The following is a 24,172-nucleotide window of genomic DNA, read 5'->3' as shown; positions in this document are numbered from 1 at the left end:
GGGGAGAGGCTCAGGCGTGACCGTCGAACATCGAGGTCACCGAGCCGTCCTCGAAGACCTCACGGATCGCGCGGGCGAGCATGGGGGCGATGGAGAGCGTGGTGAGCTTGTCGAACTGCTTCTCCTCCGGCACCGGGAGGGTGTTGGTGATGACGACCTCGGTGGCGGTGGAGTTCTTCAGCCGGTCGACGGCGGGGTCGGAGAGGATCGCGTGGGTGGCGCAGATGATCACGCCGGCGGCGCCGTCGGCCATGAGCGCGTCGGCGGCCTTCACGATCGTGCCACCGGTGTCGATCATGTCGTCGGTGAGGATACAGATGCGGTCCTTGACCTCGCCCACGACGCGGTTGGCGACGGTCTCGTTGGGCCGGTTGATGTCGCGGGTCTTGTGGATGAACGCCAGCGGCGCCCCACCGAGCCGCGCAGCCCAGCGCTCGGCGACCTTGATCCGGCCGGCGTCGGGAGAGACGACGGCGAGCGGCTGGTTGCCGTACTTGTCCTTGATGTAGTCGGTCAGCAGGGGCAGCGCCATCAGGTGGTCGACGGGACCGTCGAAGTAGCCTTGGAGCTGGTCGGCGTGGAGGTCGACGGAGATGATCCGGTCGGCGCCCGCGGTCTTGAACATGTCGGCGACCAGGCGGGCCGAGATCGGCTCGCGACCGCGGTGCTTCTTGTCCTGGCGGGAGTAGCCCCAGAACGGCATCACGACCGTGATCCGCTTGGCCGAGGCGCGCTTCAGCGCGTCGACCATGATCAGGTGCTCCATGAGCCACTGGTTGATCGGCGCGGTGTGCGACTGGATCACGAACGCGTCCGAGCCGCGCACCGACTCCTCGTAGCGTACGTAGATCTCGGAGTTGGCGAAGTCGTAGGCCGCGGTCGGCGTCAGCTTCGTGCCGAGCAGGTCGGCGACCTCCTCGGCGAGGACCGGGTGAGCCCGGCCGCTGAAGAGCATCATCTGCTTCTCGGTGGTGCGCTTGGTCATGTGCTGGCTCCTACCCCCGGGGTCACTGCACTTGGATTCTCCATCAACTTCGCTGCCGGACCCAACCCCGGGGGTCACTCGCCGGTCGCCGGGGGTTCACCGAGGATGGGTACGCCCGACTCGAGTGCCTCCTCGGCCGCGGCGGCCTGGGGCGTGCCTGCCCGCTTCGCCAGTGCCCACCCCTCGATGATCCGCTGCTGACCTGCGGAGACGGCCAGCGCACCGGGCGGAACGTCCTCCCGGATGAGGGCCTCGCCACCGGTCGTCGCACCGTCTCCGACGACCACCGGGGCGACAAAGGTCACACCCGATCCCGACTTCACGTGCCGTCCGATCCGGGTCTTGTGCTTGTTGACCCCGTCGTAGTTGGCGAAGATCGTGCCGGCCCCGATGTTGGTGCCCTCGCCGATCGTCGCGTCGCCGACGTAGGACAGGTGCGGCACCTTGGCGCCGGGTCCGATGGTCGAGTTCTTGACCTCGACGAAGCCGCCGATCTTGCCCTCCTCGCCGAGGACCGTGCCCGGGCGCAGGTAGGAGAACGGCCCCACGTTGGCACCGGGTCCGACGACCGCGAGCTCTGCCTGCGTACGCACCACCCGGGCGCCGTGTCCGACCTCGGTGTCCTTCAGCGTGCAGTCGGGGCCGACCACCGCGTCCTCGTCGATCCGGGTGGCACCGATGAGCTGCGTGCCGGGCAGGATGGTGACGTCGGGCGCGAGCTCGACGTCGGCGTCGATCCAGGTCGTGGCCGGGTCCATCACGGTGACCCCGTCCTTCATCCACCGGGTCACGATCCGCTCGTTGAGGATCTTCCCGAGCGCCGCGAGCTGGGCCCGGTCGTTGGCGCCCTCGGCCTCGCTGACGTCGTCGAGGACGAACGCGTCCACCCCGAGCCCGTCGGCGACCGCCAGCGCGATCGCGTCGGTGAGGTAGAACTCCTTCTTGGCGTTGTCGTTGCCGATCCGCGGAAGCACCCCGGCCAGGAACGCCCCGTCGAAGGCGATGATCCCCGAGTTGATCTCGGTGATCGCCCGCTCCTCGTCGGTCGCGTCCTTCTCCTCGACGATCCCGCTGACCCCGCCGTCACCCCGCAGGATCCGGCCGTAGCCGAACGGCTCGGCCACGATCCCGCTCAGGATCGTCGCGGCCCGCCCGGCGCTCTCGTGGTCGGACACCAGCGCGCGCAGCGACTCACCGCGCAGCAGGGGCGTGTCGCCGTACGTCACCACGACGGTCCCACCGGAGACCGCGCCCGCCTCGACCGCCACCCGCACCGCGTGGGCGGTGCCGAGCTGCTCGGTCTGGACAGCGATCACGGCCTCGGGGAGGATCTCGGCGATGTGCGGCTCGACCAGCTCTCGCTGGTGGCCCACGACCGCGACGACACGGGACGCGCCGGCCTCCGAGACCGCGGCCAGGACATGGCCCACGAGACTCCGGCCCGCGATCTGGTGGAGCATCTTGGGAGTCTTGGACTTCATCCGGGTGCCGCCACCGGCGGCCAGCACGATCACGGTGAGCTCGCTCATGTTGCCTCAGTCTAGGACCCCCGGATCGAGCGAAGACCCGGGGTCAGCGGACCCGTTCCTCGGCCGCGTTGAGGACCCCGATGATCTGGTCGTAGTCACCGCGCACCTCGGCGTAGCGCAGCAGCTTGACCTGCTCCACGAGCACCTCATGCGCTTCGGGAGAAGCCTCCAGCAGGGCCATCACCTCGTCGATGTACGCCTCGAGCGGCATCGCGTGCTCGGAGCTCTCGTGGCCCGGCATCAGGGCCGTCCGGACGGCCGGCGGCACGAGCTCGGTGACCTGGATCCCGATCGGCTCCAGCTGCATCCGGATCGACTCGGAGAGCTGGTGGATCGCCGCCTTGGTGGCGTTGTAGGTGGGCGTGAGCCGCAGCGGTGTGTGGGCCAGCCCCGAGGAGACGGTGAGGATCGTGGCGCCGGGACGCGCCCGCAGATGCGGCACCAGCGCGTCGATGAGCCGGATCGGACCGAGCAGGTTGGTCACCACGGTCACCTCGGCATCGGCGAGGAAGCCCGGCGTGGTCCAGTCCTCGGGGCGCATGATCCCGGCCATCGCGACGAGCACGTTCAGCTCCGGGAAGCGGGTGACCACGTCGGCGGTCGCCTCGGCGATCGAGGCGGCGTCGGCGGTGTCGATGCGGACGGTCTCGAGGCCGTGCACCTGCGCCAGCTCGGAGAGCAGCGACGTACGCCTGCCACCGATGATGACCGTGTTGCCGCGCTCCTTCAGGCGCAGCGCGAGAGCGAGACCGATCCCGGAGGTCGCTCCGGGGACGAAGATGGTGTTTCCGGTGATGTTCATGCCTCCACCCTGCGGCGGCATTCGCGCCGCCGGGAGAGACCTGGTGATCGTGGGAGCGGCGGTCCCTGGATACGCACCGACCGGAGCCGCATGATGGTCGACATGGACCGCGCCTCCCTCGCCGACTTCCTCCGACGCCGCCGCGAGGCGCTCCGCCCCCAGGACGTCGGCCTGGTCGCCGGGCCCCGTCGGCGCACGCCCGGCCTGCGCCGCGAGGAGGTGGCCGCGCTGACCGGGATGTCGACCGACTACTACGTACGCCTCGAGCAGCAGCGCGGGCCGCAGCCCTCCGACCAGATGCTCTCCGCGCTCGCCCGGGCGCTACGCCTGACCATCGACGAGCGCGACCACCTCTACCGGCTGGCCGGACACAACGCCCCGCGGCGTACCTTCGAGGACGGCCATGTCGCGCCGGCGTTGCTGCGCGTGCTCGACCGGCTCGAGGACACTCCGGCGATGATCATGTCCGCACTCGGCGAGACGCTGGTCGCCAACCGGCTCGCGACCACGATCTTCGGGGACCGGGCGGCGCTGACCGGCTGGGACCGCTGCGAGGCCTACCGCTGGTTCACCGACCCTTCGACGCGCGACGTCTACCCGCCGGACTATCACGTCACGCACGGCCGTGGTCTGGTGGCGAGCCTGCGGATGGCCTACGGAGCACTCGGCGAGAGCTCCCGCGCCGGCGAGCTCGTACGCCTCCTGCTCCCCAGGTCCGAAGAGTTCCGCGAGCTGTGGGAGCGGCACGAGGTCACCCACCGGTTCGAGGACCACAAGACGCTGCTGCACCCGCAGGTCGGGCGCATCGACGTCGACTGCCAGGTGCTGTCCGCCCAGGACCAGGGCCAGGCCCTGCTGGTGCTGACGCCGGTGCCCGGCAGCGAGGCGGAGCAGAAGATCCGGCTGCTCGCGGTGCTCGGCCACGAGGAGTTCAGCGCGACCTAGGAGGCTGCGCCCGTGCCAGGTCGAGGACGAGAACGGCCATGTCGTCGGAGGGCGGCGCGGAGGAGAAGTCGCTGACCGCCCGCAGCAGCCGGTCGGCGACGGCCTGCGCTCCCACGTCGATCCCCGTAGCAAGAACGGCCTCGACCCCTGCCTCCTCGAACATCGTGTCCCCGGAACGCCGCTCGAGGACTCCGTCGGTGACGACGACGAGCCGGTCGCCGCGCGCCACCGTCACCTCCTCCTCGATGTAGTCGACCGAGTCGAGCACCCCGAGGAGCGCCTGCGGCCGGCCGACCCGGCGGGCCGGGACACCGGGCTCGGTCCGAGTCACCAGGAACGGCGGCGGATGGCCGGCGCAGACGAGCCGCATCCGGAAGCGGGACGCGGCGGTGACCTCGAGCGTGCCGCACACGAGCGTGATGAACCGGCCCCGCAGGCCCTCGTCGCTGATCGCGGCGTTGAGCCGCTCCAGGGTCGGCGCGATCGGGATGCCGGCTCGCATCAGCGCCCGCACCGTGTGGCGCGACATCCCGGCGATGGCGGCCGCCTCCGGCCCGACACCGCACACGTCGCCCACCATGAAGCCCCAGCGCCCCGCACCGAGCGCGAAGATGTCGTAGAAGTCGCCGCCGGCGTCGTTGAACTCCCCCGTCGGCTCGTAGCCCACCCCGATGTCGACGCCGGGGATCTCCGGCAGCACCGCCGGGAGCAGGCTGCGCTGCAGCGACTGGCCGATCTCCTGCAGCTCGGTGTGGGCGCGGGCGTTGTCGATGGCCAGGGCCGCCCGGCGGGACACCGCCTCCGCCACCATCAGGCGCTCGCGACGCAACGGCTCACCGGCCGGCCGCCCCAGGGTGAGCCAGCCGATGATCCGGTTGCGTGCCTCCAGCGGAAGGATCGCGACCTCACCCTCGACGTCGGGAGCGGCCGGCGCCTCCGGACCGTCCGGCTCCGCGTCCTCCAACGCGTCCCGCACCGCATCGAGCTGGTGCTCGTCGGCATGCCACGCGAACTGGAGCCGCGGATGGTCACGGGCATCGTTGAGGTAGATGCCGCACCACGTCGCCAGCCGCGGAACCACGATCTGCCCGGTCATCGCCGTCGTCGTCTCCAGGTCCAGCGACGCGGCCAGCATCACGCTGGCCTCGCTCTGGAACGCCAGCCACGCGCGCCGCTCGCTGTCCGCGGCCCGGGTCGAGGCGCGGTCGACGCTGGGCGCGGCCCAGTCCGCGACCCGCTGCAGCTGCGCACCGTCCTCCGTGGTGAAGCTGCCCGGCTCGGCCCGGGCGACCGCCAGCATCCCGATCACCCGGCCGTCGAAGGCCACCGGCGCGGTCACCAGCGAGCCCAGCTCGAGGCTCCGGAGCAGCTCGACCGGGGTCGCGCGCAGGTCGGCGATCGACAGCGGCCGGAACGACGCCTTGAGGCTCGGCGCACCGGCCTCGCCGCGGCGTACGCTCCGCCCCTGGATCGCGGCCGCCGCCCCGCTCGTGGCAGCCACCACGAACCGGTCCTCCATCTCGTCCTCGAGCAGGAGGTACGCGGCATCGGCACCGAACAGGTCCCGGGTCTGCTCCACCACCAGCTCGAGCATGTCCGCGAGCGGCAGCTGGTTGAGCGTCAGCCCGGCGAGTCCCAGCGGATCCTGGCCGGCGGAGGCGGGCTCCCGGCGGCGTACGTCCCGGTCCTCCGGCCCGTCACCGGCGGGCGCCTCGGCGCCGAGGGTCTCCTCCACCAGCGCGAACGCGGCCCAGACCCGCTTGTGGTCCTTGCGGTACTCCACGCCCCAGGACGTGGCCAGCGCCGAGGTGATGAGCAGCCCGCGGCCGTGCTCGCCGGTGCCGGGGTGGGCGTTGACACCGAGCGGGAGAACCCGGGTCGGGTGCTGGTCGACGACGTCGATCCGGAGCCGGTCCACCTCGCGCACGACCACGACGGTCATCGGCGTGCCGGCGTGGGTGACGGCGTTGGTGACCAGCTCGCTGGTCAGCAGGATGGCGTCGTCGACGAGGTCCTCGAGGCCCCATTCGGCCAGCACCTTGCGCGCGAAACGGCGCGCTTCGGAGACCGACGTAGGTGCCGGTTCGAAGGTGCGCGAGAGCGTCTTGACTCCGGTGCTCATGGCCACCGACGATTCTGCACCCGTTTGCCGCCGGAAACGCACTGATCAGGCGAAGGAAAATCCCAGGTAGGTCAAGGAATGACCAGAATCGGTGGGGAACGATCATTTTGTCAGCCCCAGATAGCCGATGGGTGCGACACTTCAGAAGACGCGCGACTCCGCGCGATAGGAGGCGAAATGCCGTCAGCGTCGGGCACATCGGCCGATATGCCGGCCGACTCCGCACGTCCTGAACAGGTGGCGGTCGATCCGATCGCGCTGCGCCGGGTCAAGGACGCGATGACCGCGATGCGCGACGGGATCTTCACCGGCAGGCTCGAGCCTGTCGACGGGCCGCTGGGTGACCTCGCCTCCGTCCACAACGAGATCGCCGAGCGGCTGAGCCACCTGACCGACGAGCTCGCGCGCGTGCGTCGTGAGGCCGGCCGCGACGGCCACCACGACGAGCGGCTCCGGCCGAGCATCGGCGGCGGCACCTGGGCCGGTGCCGTCGAGGACGCCAACAACCTGGTCGCCGACCTGGCCCGCCCGACCGCCGAGGTCGCCCGGGTCGTCGCCGCGGTCTCCGCGGGTGACCTGACCCAGACGATGGCCGTACGCCATGGCAGCCGCGCCCTCAAGGGCGACCCGCTGCTGGTCGCCAAGAGCGTGAACGGCCTGGTCACCCAGCTCGCCACGATCACCGAGGAGATCGCCCGGGTCACCCGCGAGGTCGGCACCGAGGGCAAGCTCGGCGGCCGCGCCCGCGTGCGCAACGCGTCGGGCACCTGGCGCGACCTCGTCGACGCGGTCAACACCATGTCGTCGAAGCTGACCGCCCAGGTCCGCGACATCGCCGAGGTGACCACGGCGGTCGCCAACGGCGACCTGTCCCGCACGGTCACGATCGAGGTCTCCGGCGAGATGGCGCAGCTCAAGGACACCGTCGACCGGATGGTCAGCCAGCTGTCCTCGTTCGCCGCAGAGGTCACCCGTGTCGCCCGCGAGGTCGGCACCGAGGGCCGCCTCGGCGGCCAGGCAGACGTACGCGGCGTATCCGGCACCTGGCGTGACCTGACCGACTCGGTCAACACGATGGCCTCCAACCTGACCTCTCAGGTGCGCGGGATCTCCTCGGTCGCCAAGGCCGTCGCCCTCGGCGACCTGTCGCAGCAGATCACGGTCACCGCGCGCGGCGAGGTCGCCGAGCTGGCCGAGACGCTCAACTCGATGACCGCCACCCTGCAGACCTTCGCCGACGAGGTCACCCGTGTCGCCCGCGAGGTCGGCACCGAGGGCATCCTCGGAGGTCAGGCCGAGGTTCCCGGCGTGGCCGGCCGGTGGAAGGACCTCACCGACTCCGTCAACTCCATGGCCTCCAACCTGACCAACCAGGTCCGCGACATCGCCCAGGTCACCACCGCGGTGGCCGGCGGCGACCTCTCCCAGAAGATCACCGTCGACGTACGCGGCGAGCTCGCCGAGCTCAAGACCACCGTCAACACCATGGTCGACCAGCTCTCCGCCTTCGCCGACGAGGTCACCCGCGTCGCCCGCGAGGTCGGCACCGACGGCAAGCTGGGCGGCCAGGCCGAGGTGCCGGGCGTCGGCGGCCGGTGGAAGGACCTCACCGACTCCGTCAACTCCATGGCGACCAACCTGACCAACCAGGTCCGCAACATCGCCCAGGTCACCACCGCCGTCGCAGGCGGCGACCTCTCCCAGAAGATCACCGTCGACGTACGCGGCGAGCTCGCCGAGCTCAAGACCACCGTCAACACCATGGTCGACCAGCTCTCCTCCTTCGCCGACGAGGTCACCCGAGTCGCCCGCGAGGTCGGTGGCGAGGGTCAGCTCGGCGGCCAGGCAGCGGTGCCCGGCGTCTCCGGCACCTGGCGTGACCTGACCGACTCGGTGAACTTCATGGCCGGCACGCTGACCGCCCAGGTCCGCAACATCGCCCAGGTCACCACCGCGGTGGCCCGCGGCGACCTGAGCCGGCAGATCACCGTCGACGCCCGCGGCGAGATCCTCGAGCTCAAGTCGACCATCAACACCATGGTCGACCAGCTCTCCTCCTTCGCCGCCGAGGTCACCCGCGTCGCCCGCGAGGTCGGCACCGAGGGCCGCCTCGGCGGCCAGGCCGACGTGCACGACGTCTCGGGCACCTGGAAGGACCTGACCGACTCGGTCAACTCGATGGCCTCCAACCTGACCTCCCAGGTCCGCAACATCGCCCAGGTCACCACCGCGGTGGCGCGCGGCGACCTCACCCAGAAGATCACCGTCGACGCCCGCGGCGAGATCCTCGAGCTCAAGTCGACCATCAACACCATGGTCGACCAGCTCGGGTCGTTCGCCGACGAGGTCACCCGCGTCGCCCGCGAGGTCGGCACCGAGGGCGCGCTCGGCGGCCAGGCGCAGGTGCCCGGCGTCGCCGGCACCTGGCGCGACCTGACCGTCTCGGTGAACTCGATGGCCTCCAACCTGACCAACCAGGTCCGCAGCATCGCCCAGGTCTCCAAGGCGGTCTCCCAGGGCGACCTGTCGCAGAAGATCTCCATCGAGGCCCGCGGCGAGGTCGCCGCCCTGGCCGGCACCCTCAACGCGATGGTCGACACGCTGCGCACCTTCGCCGACGAGGTCACCCGTGTCGCCCGCGAGGTCGGCACCGAGGGTTCGCTGGGCGGTCAGGCACACGTACGCGGCGTGGCCGGCACCTGGAAGGACCTCACCGACTCGGTCAACTCGATGGCCTCCAACCTGACCTCCCAGGTCCGCAACATCGCCCAGGTCACCACCGCGGTGGCGCGCGGCGACCTCACCCAGAAGATCACCGTCGACGCCCGCGGCGAGATCCTCGAGCTCAAGTCGACCATCAACACCATGGTCGACCAGCTCGGGTCGTTCGCCGACGAAGTCACCCGCGTCGCCCGCGAGGTCGGCACCGAGGGCAAGCTCGGTGGCCAGGCCGAGGTCGCCGACGTCTCCGGCACCTGGCGCGGGCTGACGGAGAACGTCAACCAGCTCGCCCTCACGCTGACCACCCAGCTCCGCGCGATCGCCGAGGTCTCCGCCGCGGTGACCCAGGGCGACCTGAGCCGACAGATCACCGTCGGCGCCGCCGGTGAGGTGGCCGACCTGAAGGACAACCTCAACGAGATGATCGACTCGCTCCGCGAGACGACCAGGGCCAACGAGGACCAGGACTGGCTCAAGACCAACCTGGCCCGGTTCACCGGCCACATGCAGGGCGGGCGCGACCTGCTCGAGGTCGCCCGGCTGATCGTCTCCGAGCTCACCCCGCTGGTCGGCGCGCAGCAGGGCTCGATCTTCCTCACCGACCAGACCTCCGAGTACGGCGGCCCCAAGGTCCTGCGCCGGATCGCCTCCTACGGCTACCAGCCCAGCGCCGACGTCCCCGACGTCTTCGCCGTCGGCGAGGGCCTGGTCGGGCAGGCCGCCTACGACCGGCAGCCGATCATCGTCCGCGACGTGCCTGCCGACTTCCTGCGGATCTCCTCCGGCCACGGGTCGGCCGCCCCGACCTCGATCGTGGTGCTCCCGGTGGTCTTCGAGGAGAAGGTGATCGGCGTCGTCGAGCTCGCCTCGTTCCGGCCGTTCAGCACCGTCCACATGCAGTTCCTCGAGCAGCTCGCCGAGTCGATCGGGGTCTCGCTCAACGCGATCATGGCCAGCTCGCGCACCGAGGAGCTGCTGGTCGAGTCGCAGCGGCTCGCCGCCGAGCTGCAGGACAAGCAGGACGAGGGCGAGCGTCAGCAGGTGGAGCTGCAGCAGTCCAACGCCGCCCTCGAGGAGAAGGCGCGCCAGCTGGCCGACCAGAACCAGGCGATCGAGATCAAGAACCTCGAGATCGAGGACGCCCGGCGTGGCCTGGAGGAGCGCGCCGAGCAGCTCGCCCTCTCGTCCCGCTACAAGTCCGAGTTCCTGGCCAACATGTCGCACGAGCTGCGTACGCCGCTCAACTCGCTGCTCATCCTGGCCCGGCTGCTCTCCGACAACGTCGACGGAAACCTCAACTCCCGCCAGGTCGAATACTCCCGCACCATCCACGGTGCCGGCACCGATCTGCTCCAGCTGATCAACGACATCCTCGACCTGTCCAAGGTCGAGGCGGGGAAGATGGACGTCCACGTCACCGACGTCGCGGTGACCTCGGTGGTCGAGTACGTCGAGGCGACCTTCCGACCGCTGACCGCGGAGAAGGACCTCGACTTCATCGTCAGCGTCGACCCCGACGTGCCCCGCGTGCTCCGCTCGGACCAGCACCGTCTGCAGCAGGTGCTGCGCAACCTGCTCTCGAACGCGGTCAAGTTCACCGACGGCGGCGGTGTCCGGCTGCTGATCCGCAACGCCTCCGGCGAACGCTTCTCGACGTCGCGCCTGCAGCAGGCCGACTCGGTGCTGGCGTTCTCGGTGGTCGACACCGGCATCGGCATCCCCCCGGAGAAGCTGAGAGTCATCTTCGAGGCGTTCCAGCAGGCCGACGGCACGATCAGCCGCAAGTTCGGCGGCACCGGCCTCGGCCTGTCGATCAGCCGCGAGGTCGCCCACCTCATCGGCGGCGAGATCCAGGTCAAGAGCGAGCCCGGCCACGGCAGCTCCTTCACCCTGTACGTCCCCAGGATCAGCTTCGAGACGGTCGACGCCCAGCCCGCCACGCCTGCTGCCGACGAGCAGAGTGCGACCGACAGGAGAGCCGACCAGGTCCTGCTGGTCCTCAGCGGCGGCAGCGACGAGTCCGGCCCCGGCACCAGCGCCGTCGTGGAGGCCCTGTTCGGCTCGGTCGACGAGGTCGAGACGGTCTTCGGCACATCGCCCGAGGAGGCTCAGGCGGTCCTGGCCGAGCGCGACGTCGACTGTGTGGTCCTGGACCTTCCGCCGGCGGAAGGAGGCTTCGACGTACTCCGCTGGATGCGCACCCACAAGCGCACCAAGAACATTCCCGTCGTGCTGAGCAGGGTCGGCGAGGTGACCAAGGCCGAGCAGAGCCGGCTGGACAGGTACACCCAGGCGATGACCCTCAGGACACCGGCCACCACCGAGGAGGCGATCGACGACGTGAGCGTGCTGCTGGGCAGACCTGGGCCGCAGCCCTCCAGGTCGTACGTCCCCGAGCCGGCCGACCCGAACGGCCAGTTCGTGGGTCGGAGGATCCTGATCGTCGACGACGACGTACGCAACGTCTTCGCGCTCACCAGCGCGCTCGAGCAGCACGGCATCGACGTCATCTACGCGGAGTCCGGGGAGGCCGGGATCGAGGCGCTCCAGCGGGAGCCGGGTGTCGACCTCGTGCTGATGGACATCATGATGCCGGGCATGGACGGTCTGACCGCGATGCGCCTGATCCGGGACATCCCGCAGTTCAAGAGCCTGCCGATGATCGCGCTGACCGCGAAGGCGATGACCGGTGACCGCGAGGACAGCCTCGCCGCCGGGGCCTCGGAGTACATCACCAAACCGGTCGACGTCGCCGACCTGCTCTCGCTGTTCCGGTTGTGGCTCTCATGAGTGATCGCCATCTGGAGGGGACGGCCAAGATCCTGCTCGTCGATGACCGTGCCGCCAATCTGGTCGCGCTCGAGGCCATCCTCGGCTCGCTCAACCAGACCCTCGTACGCGCGGGATCCGGCGAGGACGCGCTGCGCGCCCTGCTCCACGACGACTTCGCGCTGATCCTGCTCGACGCCCAGATGCCCGGGATGGACGGCTTCGAGACGGCCTCGCGGATCAAGGCGCGGGAGCGCACCAAGGACGTCCCGATCATCTTCCTGACCGCGAACGACTTCGACACCCATCTGGCCTATCGCGGCTACTCGACCGGTGCCGCCGACTTCCTCGCCAAGCCGTTCGACCCGTGGCTGCTGCGCGCGAAGGTGCAGGTCTTCGTCGACCTGTGGCACGCCAGCCGCAAGCTCAGCACCCAGGCGGACCTGCTGCGCCGGTCCCTGGACGAGCGCCGCGCGACGGTGCCCGGCCGGGTCGATGTCGACGTCGTCGCCGACCTCCGCTCCCGCCTCTCCGGCGTCGAGGAGGCGGTGGCCGACCTGGACGTCGGTGCCGACATGGGCCCCGGTGGCGATGCCCGCCGTCGGCTCAGCCAGCGGATCGATGACCTCAGGCAGGCCCTCGAAGCGCTGGGCTGATCAGATCAGATCTTCGCGCGGTACGCCGCGAGGACCTTCTCCGCCTTCTCCTTGTCGGCGTCCTGCAGCGGGATGAGCAGCTCGGCGACCACGTCGGTCAGCTCGGCGACGCGCCGGTTCAGCTGGCGCTGCTCCTGCACCTCGGCCTCGAGAGCCTCGATGCGGCGCACCAGCGAGGCACGCGTACGGGCCGCGTCACGGGCGCCGCGAGCGATGTTCTTGATGCCGGAATCGTCGGACATGTCAGTTTCCTTCTGCAGACTGCTGTGCCAGATTTTGGGGAGAAGGCCAGGAGGCGCGCAGCCGCGCGACCCGCGGCAGCGGATCGTCGAGCATGTCCCGGCCGTCGACGATCTCGAGGTGCTCGACCACACCGCCGGCTGCCTCGATCTCGGCCTGGACCAAGGCAGGGTCCACGCGGCGTACGAGGCCTTCGGGCTTCGGCTCGGGCAGGTTCTCACCGGTCGCCGCGAACTCGAGGTAGAGCTTGCCGCCACCGGGACGCAGCGCCATCTTCGCCAGGGTCCAGAGCTGGTGCCGGGCCGCCTTGTCGAGGCAGCCGACCAGGTCGCGGGCGTAGAGATGGTGCGGATCGCGGGCCAGCCGCGCACCCAGCGTCAGCGTCGAACGGAGCTCGCCGAGGATGAGCTGGTCGGAGACCAGCGGAAGCTTGTGGCGCTCGGCCCGACGGCGTACGGCGGCCACTGCGGCCCGGGAGAAGTCCACCGAGTGCACCTGGTGTCCCTTGCGGGCGAAGAAGCGACCGTCGCGCCCGACCGCGCCGGAGCCGAGGTCGACCACCTTGGCGCCCTCGGGAAGCTGCTTGGCGACCTGCGTCGCGAAGTAGGACTGCTTGCTCTCCAGCTCGCTGCCGTGGGTGTTGTGGAACTCGGTCCAGAACCCCATGTCGGTGCGGAAACCGCGCAGCCAGCCGTCCAGACGGCGTACGCCCGCGGGCGGGTCCGCGTACTTGAACGACGGGTCCGGCGTGCGCCACTTCGGGCCGTAGATGAAGGCCAGCATCTCCTCGGGCTCGGCGGGAGCCGGGAAGTCGTAGCCGTGCAGGTTGATCGTCGAGACCGGCACGATCGCCTCGCGGCGCAGCCGGCCGGAGCGGTTGCCGAGCTGGTAGAAGACCGGCTCGCCGTCCTTGTCGGGCACGTAGAACGCCACGAAGATGTCGATGTGCACCTTGCGGCCGTCCGAGACCTCGAGCAGCACCTTGATGTCGCCGCCGGACATCCGCAGGATGCTCCAGCCGCGCTCGCGCATGATGCGCTCGATGGCGTACGACTCGGTGATGATGTCGGCGGGGACGGTGTGCGTGGAGAGGTAGCAGACGTCGGTGTCGGAGTCGTGGCCGAGCATCCGGCCCTCGCGGATCGCGCCGAGGAGCGCGCCGTAGTTGAGGTAGGCCTCGACGCCGACCACGTCGCGGAGGTCGGCGAGGACGCGCTGGGTGCCGTCGAGGATCTCCGCGCGGATGCTTTCGTCGGTGGCCTCGAAGGAGCGGGTCAGGTGGCCGACCTTGTCGACGCTGAGCGGGTTGCCGCTGCCGTCGACGATCGAGATGTTGCCCTCACCGGACCCGAGAACGACCTTGTCCTCGAAGAGCACCTCGCCGTCGTAGTCGGCGATGGTGACCGTCGCGGAGCCGTCCAGGAAACGGGTGAGCACGGTCGGCCACGGCACCATGGTGCCGGCGTCGACCCGGTGGCCGTCGCGGTCGGGGGTGAGGGACCAGACGTACTGGCCGTCGACGGAGAGGATCAGGACCGGCGTCGAGGAGTCCCGGACAAGGACCCCATCGTCGGAGATCTCGAACTGTCCGCCAGGTGTGGGGGCACTGCCGGTCACGAGACCTGGGCATCCTCTCGCGCGATGGCTTTCCGCAGAGCGGTGCTGCTGGTCTGGAGCGTGTAGGGGAAGTAGACGACCTCGACACCGACCGACGCCATCTTCTTCTCGAGCGTGTCGCCCTTCTCGGTGCCCTTCCAGTCATCGCCCTTGAAGAGGTGGGTGAACCCGACCTCGCGCCAAGAGTCGACCTTGTCGGTGGTGCGCTCGGCGTAGACCGCGTCCACGATCCCGATCGCCTCGACGATCTCCAGCCTCTCGACGAGCGGGACGGTCGGGATGATCCCCTTGGTCGTCTCGCAGACCTCGTCGGAGACCACACCCGCGATCAACGTGTCGCAGCGCTCTCGCGCCTGGCGCAGCATGTTGAGGTGACCGATGTGGAAGAGATCGAACACGCCAGGTACGTAACCGATGATCGGCTCCATGCCCACGCTTCCTCCAAGTGTTTGTCGATTAGTTTGGGCGACTTTACACCCTGCTCCCCCACGACCTTGATACAGGCCAGTATCCATACCACCCTGCGCGTCCCCGCAATCACCAACGCGACACGCGGACGTACGCAGGAAGCCCGGCGACCTTACACGAAGATGAACGACGCGTGGCCATCAATGACGACGGCCGGGGTCAGCCGGGCGGCATGACCCCGAGAAGGACGAGCAGTCCGGGAAGGCCCAGGAACAGTATTCCGAGGAGTACCGGGCCACCGAGCACGCCCAGGATGACCGTGACCTTCGAGACGGCGTACCTCCGCAGGTACGACATGGCGAGCACCCCGAATCCCGCCGCCGAGACGACCGATCCGAGGAGGTACGCCACCGACCGCGGGCCGAGGTCGGCCGGGTCGCCGCTCGCTCCCAGCAGGATCGCACCGGCCTCCACCGTGCTGCCGACCGCGTCGAGCGCGAGCGTCGCGAAGGCACCCCAGAGAAGCACCGACATGACCCATGGCGTCACGAACCGGACCGGGCGTGCGGCCACCGACAGCAGTGCGACCGCGGCGCCCAGCACCTTCAGGCTCGTGACGGTCCAGTTCATCACCGAGAGCCCGGCGGCGTACTCGGCATAGCGGCCCTCGGCGAAGCGATCGGTGGCCTCGAAGAACACGTTCGCCCCAGCGAATGCCAGGCAGCCCAACGCCATCAGCACCGCGACGGCGACGACGGTCGGGCCAGCGGCCCGCGCCGGGGGCGCCACCGGCCCCTTCTGGCTCGCGAGGATCGACATGCTCCCGACGCTACGAACAACGACGCGGCGAGCGCATCGGGGGATCCCCTGCCCGGACCCGGGTTCGGGCAGGGCCTACGACGTCGTCGAGCGCGCTAACGTCGGATCATGGATGTCGTCGAGATCGACGGGTTGCGCCTCGCCTTCCGGCGGGCCGGAAACGGTCCGGCCGTCGTGTTCGTCCACGGCGGCGCCGAGGACGGCCGGGCCTGGACACCCCAGCTCGACGCCCTCGCCGACGAGTTCACCGTCATCGCCTGGGACGAGCCGGGCGCCGGCGGCTCCGGCGACGTACCCGTCGGATTCGCGTTGAGCGACTACGCCGACCACCTGGCCGGGCTGATCCGCGCCCTGGACGTCGCTCCGTGCCCCCTCGTCGGGATCTCCTGGGGAGTGACCGTCATCCTCGAGCTCTACCGACGCCACCCTGCGGTAGCGCGAAGCCTGGTGCTCGCCGACGGCTACGCCGGCTGGCGCGGCTCCCTCGGCGCCGAGGAGGCCGATGCCCGGCTCGCCGGCCTGCGGGACCAGCCGGAGGGCAGCTTCGACCCGACCCTCCCAGGACTCTTTGCCGGCTCTCCCCCGCCGGCGTTCGAGCCGTTGCTGGAGGCGATGTCCGCCGACGTACGCCGCCACAGCATGCTGACCGCCCTGACCGCCATGGCCCACGCCGACCTGACCGACGTCCTCGACACGATCCAGGCGCCCACCCAGCTCATCTGGGGCGCCCTCGACGCCCGCTCGCCGCTGTCCGTCGCCCACGAGTTCGAGCGCCGGATCCCGGGCGCCGATCTCGCCGTCATCCCCGACTGCGGCCACGTCAGCAACCTCGAGGCCCCGGAGGCGTTCAACGACATCCTCCGCGGCTTCCTCCGCCGCCACGCCGCGTGAACCGCGCCGAGAGAGTGAGCGCCGAGGAAGGCGAGCTCACTCGCGGCGCGGGCTACACCCCGGGAACGATGCGGATCTCACGCACGACGCCGTCCCCGAGCGCCGCGAGGGCCTCTTGGTAGGCGGGGCTGTCGTGCGCGGCGGTCGCGGCCTCGACGGAGTCGAACTCGATGATGACCACGCGCTGTTCGATGCCCGCCTCATAGACCTTCGCCGGGAGATCGCGCGCGATGATCCTGCCTCCCGCCGCCTTCAACGCAGGTCCAGCAAGTGCCGAGTAGGCGGCCATCTTCTGCTCGTCGCGGATCTCTTGATAGACGCTCACCCAGTACGCGGTCATGGCCGTACTCTGCCATGGCGCGGCGGACCAGCCGCGGCCGCTCTGCTCCCCGGGTAGGAGTCGAACCTACGTCGCTAGTCCTGATTCAAAGGCACGCTCCCACCTGCCTCCGAGCGGGAACGAGTGCCACTGAGTAGCGGCGACTGCGTCTAGGTCGGTGTGCCGCTTGTGTGCCGTCCAGGTTGGCGACTCCTAGATCACCAGCGTGGTGATTCGAACCCCTGGCCTTCTCGAGCCGTAGGGACGTTCCGACCGACCTTCCGAGCCCGTGCAGGCAGTCGACCCATCTGCCGAGGTGTCTTCTGCGAGCGGCGTGGGTACCTCGGCAGAATGACGCCACTTCAAGTCGGCCTCGTAGCCGACCCCGCCAAGCCCACTCAGATCGCGCGCGCGTTCGGCGACCGCTATCGGCCGAACCGCGAGGATCGGCGCGACTGGGACATCGAGGTAGTCAGTGAGCCGTTCACGGTCGCTTGCGAGGACGTGGAGGCCGCGCTGTCACGGCTGACGGATCGGGCTCAGGAACGTCACTGGGACGTGGTCGTCGGGCTCACCGAGCTCCCCCTTCGCGGCGGCGACGGCCGATACCTGCTGGTCGACACCGACCCGCAGCAACGTACGGCGGTGCTGTCGCTGCCCGCGCTCGGCGGCCTTCGCATGCACAAGCGCAGTAGACACGCACTGCGCGACGTCGTCAGCGGGATGGCCGACCCCACCTCCGAGAACGGGCACCGAGTGCCGCTGCCTCGGCGCAGTGGCCGCTGGCGGCTGCTCCTGGGCATGGTTCTCGCCAACCGGCCGTGGCTGCTCGTGCCCGGGCTCAAGACAGCGCTGGTCGCGGCACTCACGACCGGGGCCATCGCCACCATCAACTCCACCGTGTGGCTGTTGGCCGGGTCGCTGTCCTGGTGGCGCCTCGTCATCGCATCGATCGCCTCGATCGCCCTCGTCGTCGGTTGGCTCGTCATCGACGGTGGACTGTGGGACAGGCCGGACGACAACTCCGCTCAAGCCCGGGAGAGGTCGCGTCTCTACAACACCTCGACGCTGGTGACCCTGACCGCCGGGGTGATCATCTGCTATATCGCGCTCTACGTCCTGAACCTGGTGTGGGCGCTGTTCGTCCTCGACCCCGCCATCATGGGCGGCTACCTCCGCATGTCGCTTGGCTACGGGGACCTGTTCGTCCTGAGTTGGTTCGTCGCGTCGGCGGCCACTGTCGGCGGCGCGCTGGGCAGCGGGCTGGAGTCGGACGAAGCGATCCGCGCGGCCGCCTACTCCAAGCGAGAAGAGGACCGTCGCAACCGGCTCGCCCGCGAGTGGAACTAGTCCGGCGTCGCCAAGTGGCTTGTCCTCGGACGTACGACCCCCCCACCGCCCGGAGTCGGCGTCCCCAAATTTGGGTACCCCTAGCCGGACCGCGACGGGCTCAATCAACCGCCTTTCTGCTTCTCTCCGACTTCGATCAAATCGAGCGCGCCGTGGATTACTTCACCATGACGCGGAACCAGTCGATGAACGCACTTTCTCGCAGATCGATCCGGCAGGACGGCGCGGACTAGAGCACATCGATTGGCACCTTCATACCCTTCGCCCCCAGCCATGGATCCAGCCCGATACGCGCGAGCGTCTGCTCAAGCAAGTCCAAGACCTGATCCGAGACGCATCGGACACCGATGACCTTTCGCCCGAGGTCAAAGACTTCATTTTGGCGCGCCTTGTCGAGGTCGAGGGATCTCTTTTTGACGCGGAGATCACGGGCACAGCGCGCATCGAGCGTGCAACCGATGCGCTGATCGGGTCAACTCGGCGGCGTCCCGACTTGTGGGATCAGATCGCGGGCACGAAGTGGGCGAAGCGAGTCGCGAACCTTGCCGGTGCCTTGTGCATGGCACTTGACGCCATTAGCGGCCTGCCAGCACTGATGCCGGGAGACAACCCACAGCCGGACGTGACGAATATCGAGGTCGTAATCAGCAACGACATCGAGAGCAACACCCGAAGCATTGACGGCACAGAAATTGATGACACGGTGCAGAGCGGTGAAGACCAGGGCGAGCAACCGGGACCGAATCTGATCCGTCGTGTGCCATCCTCGTGTGCCATCCGGAACGAGAAGGCCCGCCTTGATCTGCAAAGGCGCAGTTCAGAGCGGGATTTCTGCTCCCCGGGTAGGAGTCGAACCTACGTCGCTAGTCCTGATTCAAAGTCAGGCGGGCCCTGCCGGCAGACCAACCGGGGAACGTACGCCGAAACGCACGGGACAACTGTAGACGGCAACGGCTGTGCACACCGCACTGACTCAGCATGATCCATCGCCGGGCTGGGCGGAGCGCGCTATCGTCGAGTCCACCGTCCGTGTCGCACCCCGTCTCCTCGACGCGATGTCGGCGGGCGCGGCACACCGTTTCGAGGAGCTCACGTTGGCTGATGACGTCACGATCGATGGATCGACCATTCGTACGGCGCGGGTGCGGCTTCGGCCTTGGCGCGAGGACGACGCTCCCGCGGCACTCGAGATCTACGGCAGCGCCGAGGTCTCCCGGTGGCTGGCGCCGGCCATGGAACAGGTCGCCGATGTCGACACCATGCGGGCGACGATCAGCAACTGGCTCGCCGCGCCTCCCGGACCCGCCGGCCGCGCGACCGGCCGATGGGTGGTCGAGGAGATCGAGACCAGCCGTATCGCAGGCTCGGCACAGATCCTTCCGCTCCCTCCGGAAGGCGAAGACCTGGAGGTGGGCTACCAGCTCGCCCCCTGGGCGTGGGGCCAGGGACTGGGCTCGGAAGCCGGGCACGCTCTCGCCCACTACGCGTTCGCCAACGGCGAGGAGGAGATCTTCGCCGTCGTACGACCCCGGAACGAGCACGGCATCCACGCCGCACGCCGCATCGGCATGGACTGGGTCGGGGAGACGGAGAAGTACTACGACCTGAGGCTTCAGGTCTACCGCCTCCGCAACAGCGACCTGGACGTGTCCCTGCTCACCCCGAGTCCCGTCGAACGCTGACACGAACGCGGTCGGAGGACGCGTCACCTGGCTCCAGACCCGCAGCGCCTGAGCGCCGGGATCAGCATGCGTGGATGGGTTTGGCTCCGTCGACGTCCATATCAAGGCGACATTGTCGAGCAGTGTTGTTCAACACCGGAATGAGAGCACCTGGATGCGATAAGTTGCCGACATGCTCATCATCGCGATCATCCTGTTCGGCATCGTGGCAGGCGGCGTGGCACAACTCGTTCTCGGTCGTTCGATGAAGGAGATCGATTGGACCACTGCGGCGGTGACGGGCCTCTTGGGCTCCTTCATCGGCGGTCTGGGGCTCAGCCTCGCGACCGGCAACGGCCTCGATCTCCACCCGACCGGGTTGATCGGGTCGATCCTCGGAGCCCTGCTCCTCACCTGGGCGTGGGGGTTCTGGCGCCGATCGCGTCAGGGCCAGTGATCATCGGGGCCTCTTAGCGGCACGCCCACCCCACCCGCTACGGGTGATGCCGCCGGGCCACGGACCGTTCGAGAGTGGAACCCCAACCACCAAGGAGCGGATGTCATGGCAGACGAGAACACCCCCGACGTCGAGGTGAGCGCGGCCTCCGTGTCCGACGGCGCCTACACCCTCATCATCGCGGACTTCAGCGACACCGACATGGCGTGGGAGGCGTACGAGGCGCTCAAGTCGGCTGAGGACGGCCGCACCGTCGAGATCGAGGGCGTCATCGTGGTCAACCGCTCGGCCGAGGGCCGGCTGGAGATCCAGAAGGCGACCGACCACAGCACGAAGTCGGGACTCAAGTGGGGCGTCGTCGGCGGCATCGCGCTCGGCGTGGTCTTCCCACCGTCGATCCTCGGCAGTGCCGCGGTCGCAGGCGGCGCCGGGGCGCTCGTCGGCAAGCTGCGACAGCGCCACCACAACAAGGAGCTCGCGGAGCGGCTCGAGAATGCGATCACACCGGGACACTCCGGCCTGCTCGCCCTGGTCTCGGACCCCGGCGAGATCAAGATCCGCAAGGCCCTCGAGCGGGCAGAGACCATCGTTCAGTCCACCGTCGAGAAGGTCGAGGCGGAAGACATCAAGGCCGCAGCCAAGGAAGTGCAGGGCGGCCACGCCTGAGGATCCTGAGGTCTCAGCCGACGACCTTCAAGTCTCGCTCCGTGCGGTTCAGGCGCCTGCCGCCCGACTCGGTGACCGTGACGATGTCCTCGATTCGGACACCGAACTCTCCGGGGAGGTAGATCCCGGGCTCGACGGAGAAACACATCCCGGGCACCAGCGGCTGCTCCTCGCCCTCGATCATGTACGGCGGTTCGTGCGTCGTGGTGCCGATGCCGTGGCCGGTGCGGTGGATGAACCGCTCGCCGTACCCCGCCTCCGTGATCACCTTGCGAGCGGCCCGGTCGATCTCCTTGCAGGCAACGCCCGGGCGTACTGCTTCGACTCCTGCCTGCTGCGCCGCGCGGACGACGTCGTGGACCTCGCGGATCAGCGCGGAAGGTTCGCCCACGCACACCGTGCGGCTGGTGTCCGAGCCATAGCCGTACATCAGCCCACCGAAGTCGAGGACGACCGCATCGCCGACCTCGATGGTGCGGTCGCCGGCCTCGTGATGAGGGTTGGCGCCGTTCGGGCCTGAGCCGACCACCGTGAAGTCGACCTGCTCGTGGCCGGACTCCCGCAGCAGGCGGGCCAGGTCGGCGGCCACGTCCGTCTCCTTCCGGCCGGCGAACCGGACTCCGAGGATCTGCTCGTAGACCGCGTCCGCGGCGGCCCCGGCAGCTGCCAGCCGGGCCAGCTCCTTGGAGTCCTTCACCGCTCGCAGCATGGGGAGGGCTTGTGTCAGCGACCGATAGGAGGATTCGGGCAACGCGGCCTGCAGTCCGAGCAGGTGCATCGCCCATGCCGAGTCGGCGATTCCCATCCTCGCGCGGGCGGGGATCAAGGTGCTGGCGCGTACGAACGGATCCTCGCCGTCCGCCCAGTCGACGATCGAGAGGCCCGGTGCACCCACGGCATGCTCGACGTCCGGCCGCTCCAGCGTCGGCACCAGCAGCGTCGGCTGCCGGCCGGGAGCGAGGACGAGCGCGGTCAACCTCTCGGTGATGGCCGTGGGCTGGTAGCCGGTGAGCCACACCAGGTCAGGACCGGGCGTCACGAGAAGCCCGTCCAGCCCCGCTTCGGTCGCGTCGGCCACCGCACGGCTCATCCGAGCCGTGTAGTCCTCGGTCGTGATCGGCACTGGTGACTGTGTCGTGGTCATCGTGTCCTCCTGGTGAGGACGATAACCACAGATGGTCAGGCACGAATCATCCTTTTGGGATGAGCCACACGCGCGAGTGTCGTTCCTAATCTGAGCCATCAGCTGCCGTCGCTTTTTCGCAAGGAGTGATGAGGATGACCAGATCTTGCAGGATCCCCGCGCCGGTGCGGTGGTCACCATGAGCGCAGGGGACGCAGCAGCGGACCTGGCAACGCGAGCCAAGATCCCGCCCACCGCCTGGATCTCGTGGGTGGCGCTGGCGATGATGACCACCAGCTCGGTCGCCAGCCTGCGTGCGGCGCCGACGATGGCGGTCTACGGCCTGGCCTGCGTCTTCTTGTACCTGCTTCCGGCCATCGTGTTCCTGCTGCCGACCTCGCTGGTCTCCGCGGAGCTCGCGTCGGGCTGGGAGGGCGGCATCTACAAGTGGGTCTCGGAGGGGATCTCCAAGCCGATGGGCTTCCTGGCCGTGTGGTGCCAGTTCGCGATGACGATCTTCTACTACCCGAGCCTGCTGGGGTTCGTGGCGAGCACCCTGGCGTACGTGTTCAATCCGGAGCTGGCCAGCAGCGGGGTGTGGACCGCGTGCGTGATCATCGTCGTGTACTGGTCCGGTGTCTGGATCTCCTCACGCGGCACCAAGGGCGTCGCGGGCCTCGCCAGCGGCGGCCTGATCATCGGAACCCTGATCCCGGGCGTCGTACTGGTCCTTCTCGGCGTCGTCTTCCTCGGGCAGGGCAACGAGTCCGCGGCTCCGATGACCGCCGAGAACATCTTCCCGGTGTGGGCCGGGCTCTCGAGCCTCGTGCTCATCGTCAACAACTTCCTCTCCTACTCGGGCATGGAGATGAACGCGGTTCACGTGTCCTCGCTGAAGGACCCGGGCAAGGAGTTCCCGAAGTCGATGTTCCTGGCCATGGGCATGGTCCTGGCGATCTTCATCCTGCCGGCGCTGGCGATCAGCTGGGTCGTGCCCGCTGAGGAGCTGTCCCTCACCGCTGGTGTGATGCAGGCCTTCGACGCGGTCTTCGCGAACTTCGGCTGGCAGTGGCTGACCCCGATCGTGGGCATCATGCTGGTCACCGCATCCCTCGGCGGCATGCTGACCTGGCTGGCCGGGCCGTCGAAGGGCCTGCTGCTGATCTCTCGCCAGGAGGGCTACCTTCCGCCCTTCCTGCAGCAGCTCAACAAGAACGGTGTCCAGCAGAACATCCTGGTCGTCCAGGGGTTGATCACCACCGTGATCGGCCTGGCCTACGCATTGATCCCAGACGTGTCCAGCGCCTACTGGATCTTCTCCGTCATCACCACCCAGGTCTACCTGATCATGTACCTGCTGATGTTCGTGGCCGCGATCCAGCTACGCCGTAAGCACCCCGACCACCCGCGCGGCTACCGCGCGCCCATGCTCGTCGGGATGTGCGGCGTCGGCTTCGCGGCCTCCCTTGCCGCCCTCCTGGTCGGCTTCATCCCGCCCTCGCAGTTCTCGTCCGGCAGCTCGGGTGTCTACTTCGCGATCGTCGGCGGCGGCGCACTCGGGCTCGGGCTCCTCGTGCCGTTCTTGTTCTACCGCTTCCGCAAGCCGTCGTGGAAGCAGCCTGAGCCGCAGGAGGTGACCCCGTCATGAGCACCCCGACGGAGACGCAGAGCAAGCGCGAACGCAACTGGATCTACATCACCGCCCTGGTCCTCCTCGGCGTCCTCGTCGTCGCCGGGCTGATCGCCTTCAGCTCGGCCCGGGAGACCCGGGAAGCCGAGGAGAAGGCCGATGAGCTGATCGCGGCCCTCGAGGACGCCGGCGCTTACACCCCGGACAAGGACCGGATCGTGCGGGTCCTGGGCGCGGACGGTGGGGCGACCTGCGAGAACCCGAACGACGCGCTGAATCGCGCCATCCTGCTCTCGCAGCTCGCGAACGGCGCTACCGGTCCCGGGGCGCGCCCGGTGGTCGCCGACAGCCGGGTCTTCCAAGGCCAGAAGCTGATCATCGAGATCTACTGCCCCGACGAGCTGGACGACTTCAACGAGTTCGTCGACGACCTCGAGACCGATGACGTGGCAGGCGAGTGAG

General features: G+C 69.0%; 21 protein-coding genes and 1 tRNA gene. 10 read left to right on the top strand and 12 right to left on the bottom strand.

Features of this window, described 5'->3' with window-relative positions:
• Nucleotides 1–10 precede the first annotated feature (10 nt).
• The 3 genes from ACFV9G_RS07770 to ACFV9G_RS07760 form a co-directional block, all read right to left on the bottom strand.
• Complete coding sequence (locus tag ACFV9G_RS07770) at nt 11–985, bottom strand: ribose-phosphate diphosphokinase (RefSeq protein WP_378726458.1); 975 nt, start codon at nt 983–985, stop codon at nt 11–13.
• Nucleotides 986–1,059: 74 nt separating this feature from the next.
• The gene (glmU, locus tag ACFV9G_RS07765) at nt 1,060–2,514 is read right to left on the bottom strand and encodes a bifunctional UDP-N-acetylglucosamine diphosphorylase/glucosamine-1-phosphate N-acetyltransferase GlmU (protein ID WP_378726456.1); all 1,455 of its coding nucleotides are present in this window, start codon (nt 2,512–2,514) and stop codon (nt 1,060–1,062) included.
• 43 nt (nt 2,515–2,557) lie between these two features.
• Complete coding sequence (locus tag ACFV9G_RS07760) at nt 2,558–3,316, bottom strand: SDR family oxidoreductase (RefSeq protein ID WP_378726454.1); 759 nt, start codon at nt 3,314–3,316, stop codon at nt 2,558–2,560.
• A 102-nt stretch (nt 3,317–3,418) separates the two neighbouring features.
• On the opposite strand from ACFV9G_RS07760, the gene ACFV9G_RS07755 reads away from it, so the two are divergent.
• Nucleotides 3,419–4,261, top strand: a complete 843-nt coding sequence (locus ACFV9G_RS07755) for a helix-turn-helix transcriptional regulator (protein WP_378726452.1) — start codon at nt 3,419–3,421, stop codon at nt 4,259–4,261.
• Here ACFV9G_RS07755 and ACFV9G_RS07750 read toward each other — a convergent pair.
• Nucleotides 4,248–6,383: a SpoIIE family protein phosphatase gene (locus tag ACFV9G_RS07750; RefSeq protein WP_378726450.1), complete on the bottom strand. Its 2,136-nt coding sequence runs from the start codon at nt 6,381–6,383 to the stop codon at nt 4,248–4,250. The two genes, ACFV9G_RS07755 and ACFV9G_RS07750, sit on opposite strands and share 14 nt — an antisense overlap.
• Before the next feature lie 177 nt (nt 6,384–6,560).
• On the opposite strand from ACFV9G_RS07750, the gene ACFV9G_RS07745 reads away from it, so the two are divergent.
• Together ACFV9G_RS07745 and ACFV9G_RS07740 are read left to right on the top strand one after the other, a co-directional pair.
• A complete protein-coding gene (locus ACFV9G_RS07745; protein ID WP_378726448.1) occupies nt 6,561–11,894 on the top strand; it encodes a HAMP domain-containing protein in 5,334 nt (1,777 codons plus the stop codon).
• Entirely contained in the window at nt 11,891–12,529 is a 639-nt protein-coding gene (locus tag ACFV9G_RS07740) for a two-component system response regulator (protein WP_378726446.1), read from the top strand. The genes ACFV9G_RS07745 and ACFV9G_RS07740 overlap by 4 nt, the downstream gene beginning before the upstream one ends.
• 5 nt (nt 12,530–12,534) lie before the next feature.
• On the opposite strand, the gene ACFV9G_RS07735 is transcribed toward ACFV9G_RS07740, so the two are convergent.
• The 4 genes from ACFV9G_RS07735 to ACFV9G_RS07720 all read right to left on the bottom strand — a co-directional run bounded on the left by ACFV9G_RS07735 (nt 12,535) and on the right by ACFV9G_RS07720 (nt 15,613).
• The gene (locus ACFV9G_RS07735) at nt 12,535–12,771 is read right to left on the bottom strand and encodes a DUF6752 domain-containing protein (protein WP_378726444.1); all 237 of its coding nucleotides are present in this window, start codon (nt 12,769–12,771) and stop codon (nt 12,535–12,537) included.
• Between the two features lies 1 nt (nt 12,772).
• Nucleotides 12,773–14,386: a class I SAM-dependent methyltransferase gene (locus tag ACFV9G_RS07730; RefSeq protein WP_378726442.1), complete on the bottom strand. Its 1,614-nt coding sequence runs from the start codon at nt 14,384–14,386 to the stop codon at nt 12,773–12,775.
• A complete protein-coding gene (locus tag ACFV9G_RS07725) occupies nt 14,383–14,814 on the bottom strand; it encodes an adenylyltransferase/cytidyltransferase family protein (protein ID WP_378726440.1) in 432 nt (143 codons plus the stop codon). The genes ACFV9G_RS07730 and ACFV9G_RS07725 overlap by 4 nt, the downstream gene beginning before the upstream one ends.
• A 199-nt stretch (nt 14,815–15,013) precedes the next feature.
• Complete coding sequence (locus tag ACFV9G_RS07720) at nt 15,014–15,613, bottom strand: hypothetical protein (protein WP_378726438.1); 600 nt, start codon at nt 15,611–15,613, stop codon at nt 15,014–15,016.
• A 108-nt stretch (nt 15,614–15,721) separates the two neighbouring features.
• Here ACFV9G_RS07720 and ACFV9G_RS07715 point away from each other — a divergent pair, with 108 nt between their 5' ends.
• Nucleotides 15,722–16,504 (top strand): alpha/beta fold hydrolase, encoded by a 783-nt coding sequence (locus ACFV9G_RS07715; protein WP_378726435.1) that lies wholly within the window; start codon nt 15,722–15,724, stop codon nt 16,502–16,504.
• Nucleotides 16,505–16,556: 52 nt separating this feature from the next.
• On the opposite strand, the gene ACFV9G_RS07710 is transcribed toward ACFV9G_RS07715, so the two are convergent.
• Entirely contained in the window at nt 16,557–16,844 is a 288-nt protein-coding gene (locus ACFV9G_RS07710; protein WP_378726433.1) for a DUF1330 domain-containing protein, read from the bottom strand.
• Nucleotides 16,845–17,174: 330 nt separating this feature from the next.
• On the opposite strand from ACFV9G_RS07710, the gene ACFV9G_RS07705 reads away from it, so the two are divergent.
• The gene (locus ACFV9G_RS07705; RefSeq protein WP_378726431.1) at nt 17,175–18,173 is read left to right on the top strand and encodes a hypothetical protein; all 999 of its coding nucleotides are present in this window, start codon (nt 17,175–17,177) and stop codon (nt 18,171–18,173) included.
• A gap of 472 nt (nt 18,174–18,645) precedes the next feature.
• Here the strand turns inward: ACFV9G_RS07705 and ACFV9G_RS07700 are convergent, their stop codons facing one another.
• A complete protein-coding gene (locus ACFV9G_RS07700) occupies nt 18,646–18,981 on the bottom strand; it encodes a hypothetical protein (RefSeq protein ID WP_378726429.1) in 336 nt (111 codons plus the stop codon).
• A 26-nt stretch (nt 18,982–19,007) separates the two neighbouring features.
• Nucleotides 19,008–19,086: transfer RNA gene (locus ACFV9G_RS07695), tRNA-Gln, on the bottom strand.
• Between the two features lie 181 nt (nt 19,087–19,267).
• Here ACFV9G_RS07695 and ACFV9G_RS07690 point away from each other — a divergent pair.
• The 3 genes from ACFV9G_RS07690 to ACFV9G_RS07680 all read left to right on the top strand — a co-directional run bounded on the left by ACFV9G_RS07690 (nt 19,268) and on the right by ACFV9G_RS07680 (nt 20,957).
• A complete protein-coding gene (locus tag ACFV9G_RS07690) occupies nt 19,268–19,855 on the top strand; it encodes a GNAT family N-acetyltransferase (protein ID WP_378726427.1) in 588 nt (195 codons plus the stop codon).
• A 172-nt stretch (nt 19,856–20,027) separates the two neighbouring features.
• Nucleotides 20,028–20,291 (top strand): GlsB/YeaQ/YmgE family stress response membrane protein, encoded by a 264-nt coding sequence (locus ACFV9G_RS07685; protein ID WP_378726426.1) that lies wholly within the window; start codon nt 20,028–20,030, stop codon nt 20,289–20,291.
• 105 nt (nt 20,292–20,396) lie between these two features.
• Nucleotides 20,397–20,957: a DUF1269 domain-containing protein gene (locus tag ACFV9G_RS07680; RefSeq protein ID WP_378726424.1), complete on the top strand. Its 561-nt coding sequence runs from the start codon at nt 20,397–20,399 to the stop codon at nt 20,955–20,957.
• A 13-nt stretch (nt 20,958–20,970) separates the two neighbouring features.
• Here the strand turns inward: ACFV9G_RS07680 and ACFV9G_RS07675 are convergent, their stop codons facing one another.
• Nucleotides 20,971–22,101: an aminopeptidase P family protein gene (locus ACFV9G_RS07675; protein ID WP_378726422.1), complete on the bottom strand. Its 1,131-nt coding sequence runs from the start codon at nt 22,099–22,101 to the stop codon at nt 20,971–20,973.
• 178 nt (nt 22,102–22,279) lie between these two features.
• Between ACFV9G_RS07675 and ACFV9G_RS07670 the strand changes: the two genes are divergently transcribed.
• Nucleotides 22,280–23,728 carry an APC family permease gene (locus ACFV9G_RS07670; protein ID WP_378726420.1) on the top strand — a complete coding sequence of 483 codons (1,449 nt, stop codon included), beginning with the start codon at nt 22,280–22,282 and terminating at the stop codon, nt 23,726–23,728.
• Nucleotides 23,725–24,171 (top strand): hypothetical protein, encoded by a 447-nt coding sequence (locus ACFV9G_RS07665; protein WP_378726418.1) that lies wholly within the window; start codon nt 23,725–23,727, stop codon nt 24,169–24,171. Before ACFV9G_RS07670 ends, ACFV9G_RS07665 begins: the two co-directional genes overlap by 4 nt.
• The last annotated feature ends 1 nt before the right edge of the window (nt 24,172 follow it).

Source organism: Nocardioides sp. NPDC059952, from assembly GCF_042730435.1.
GTDB lineage: Bacteria > Actinomycetota > Actinomycetes > Propionibacteriales > Nocardioidaceae > Nocardioides.
This window is presented reverse-complemented; position numbering and strand designations above follow the sequence as displayed.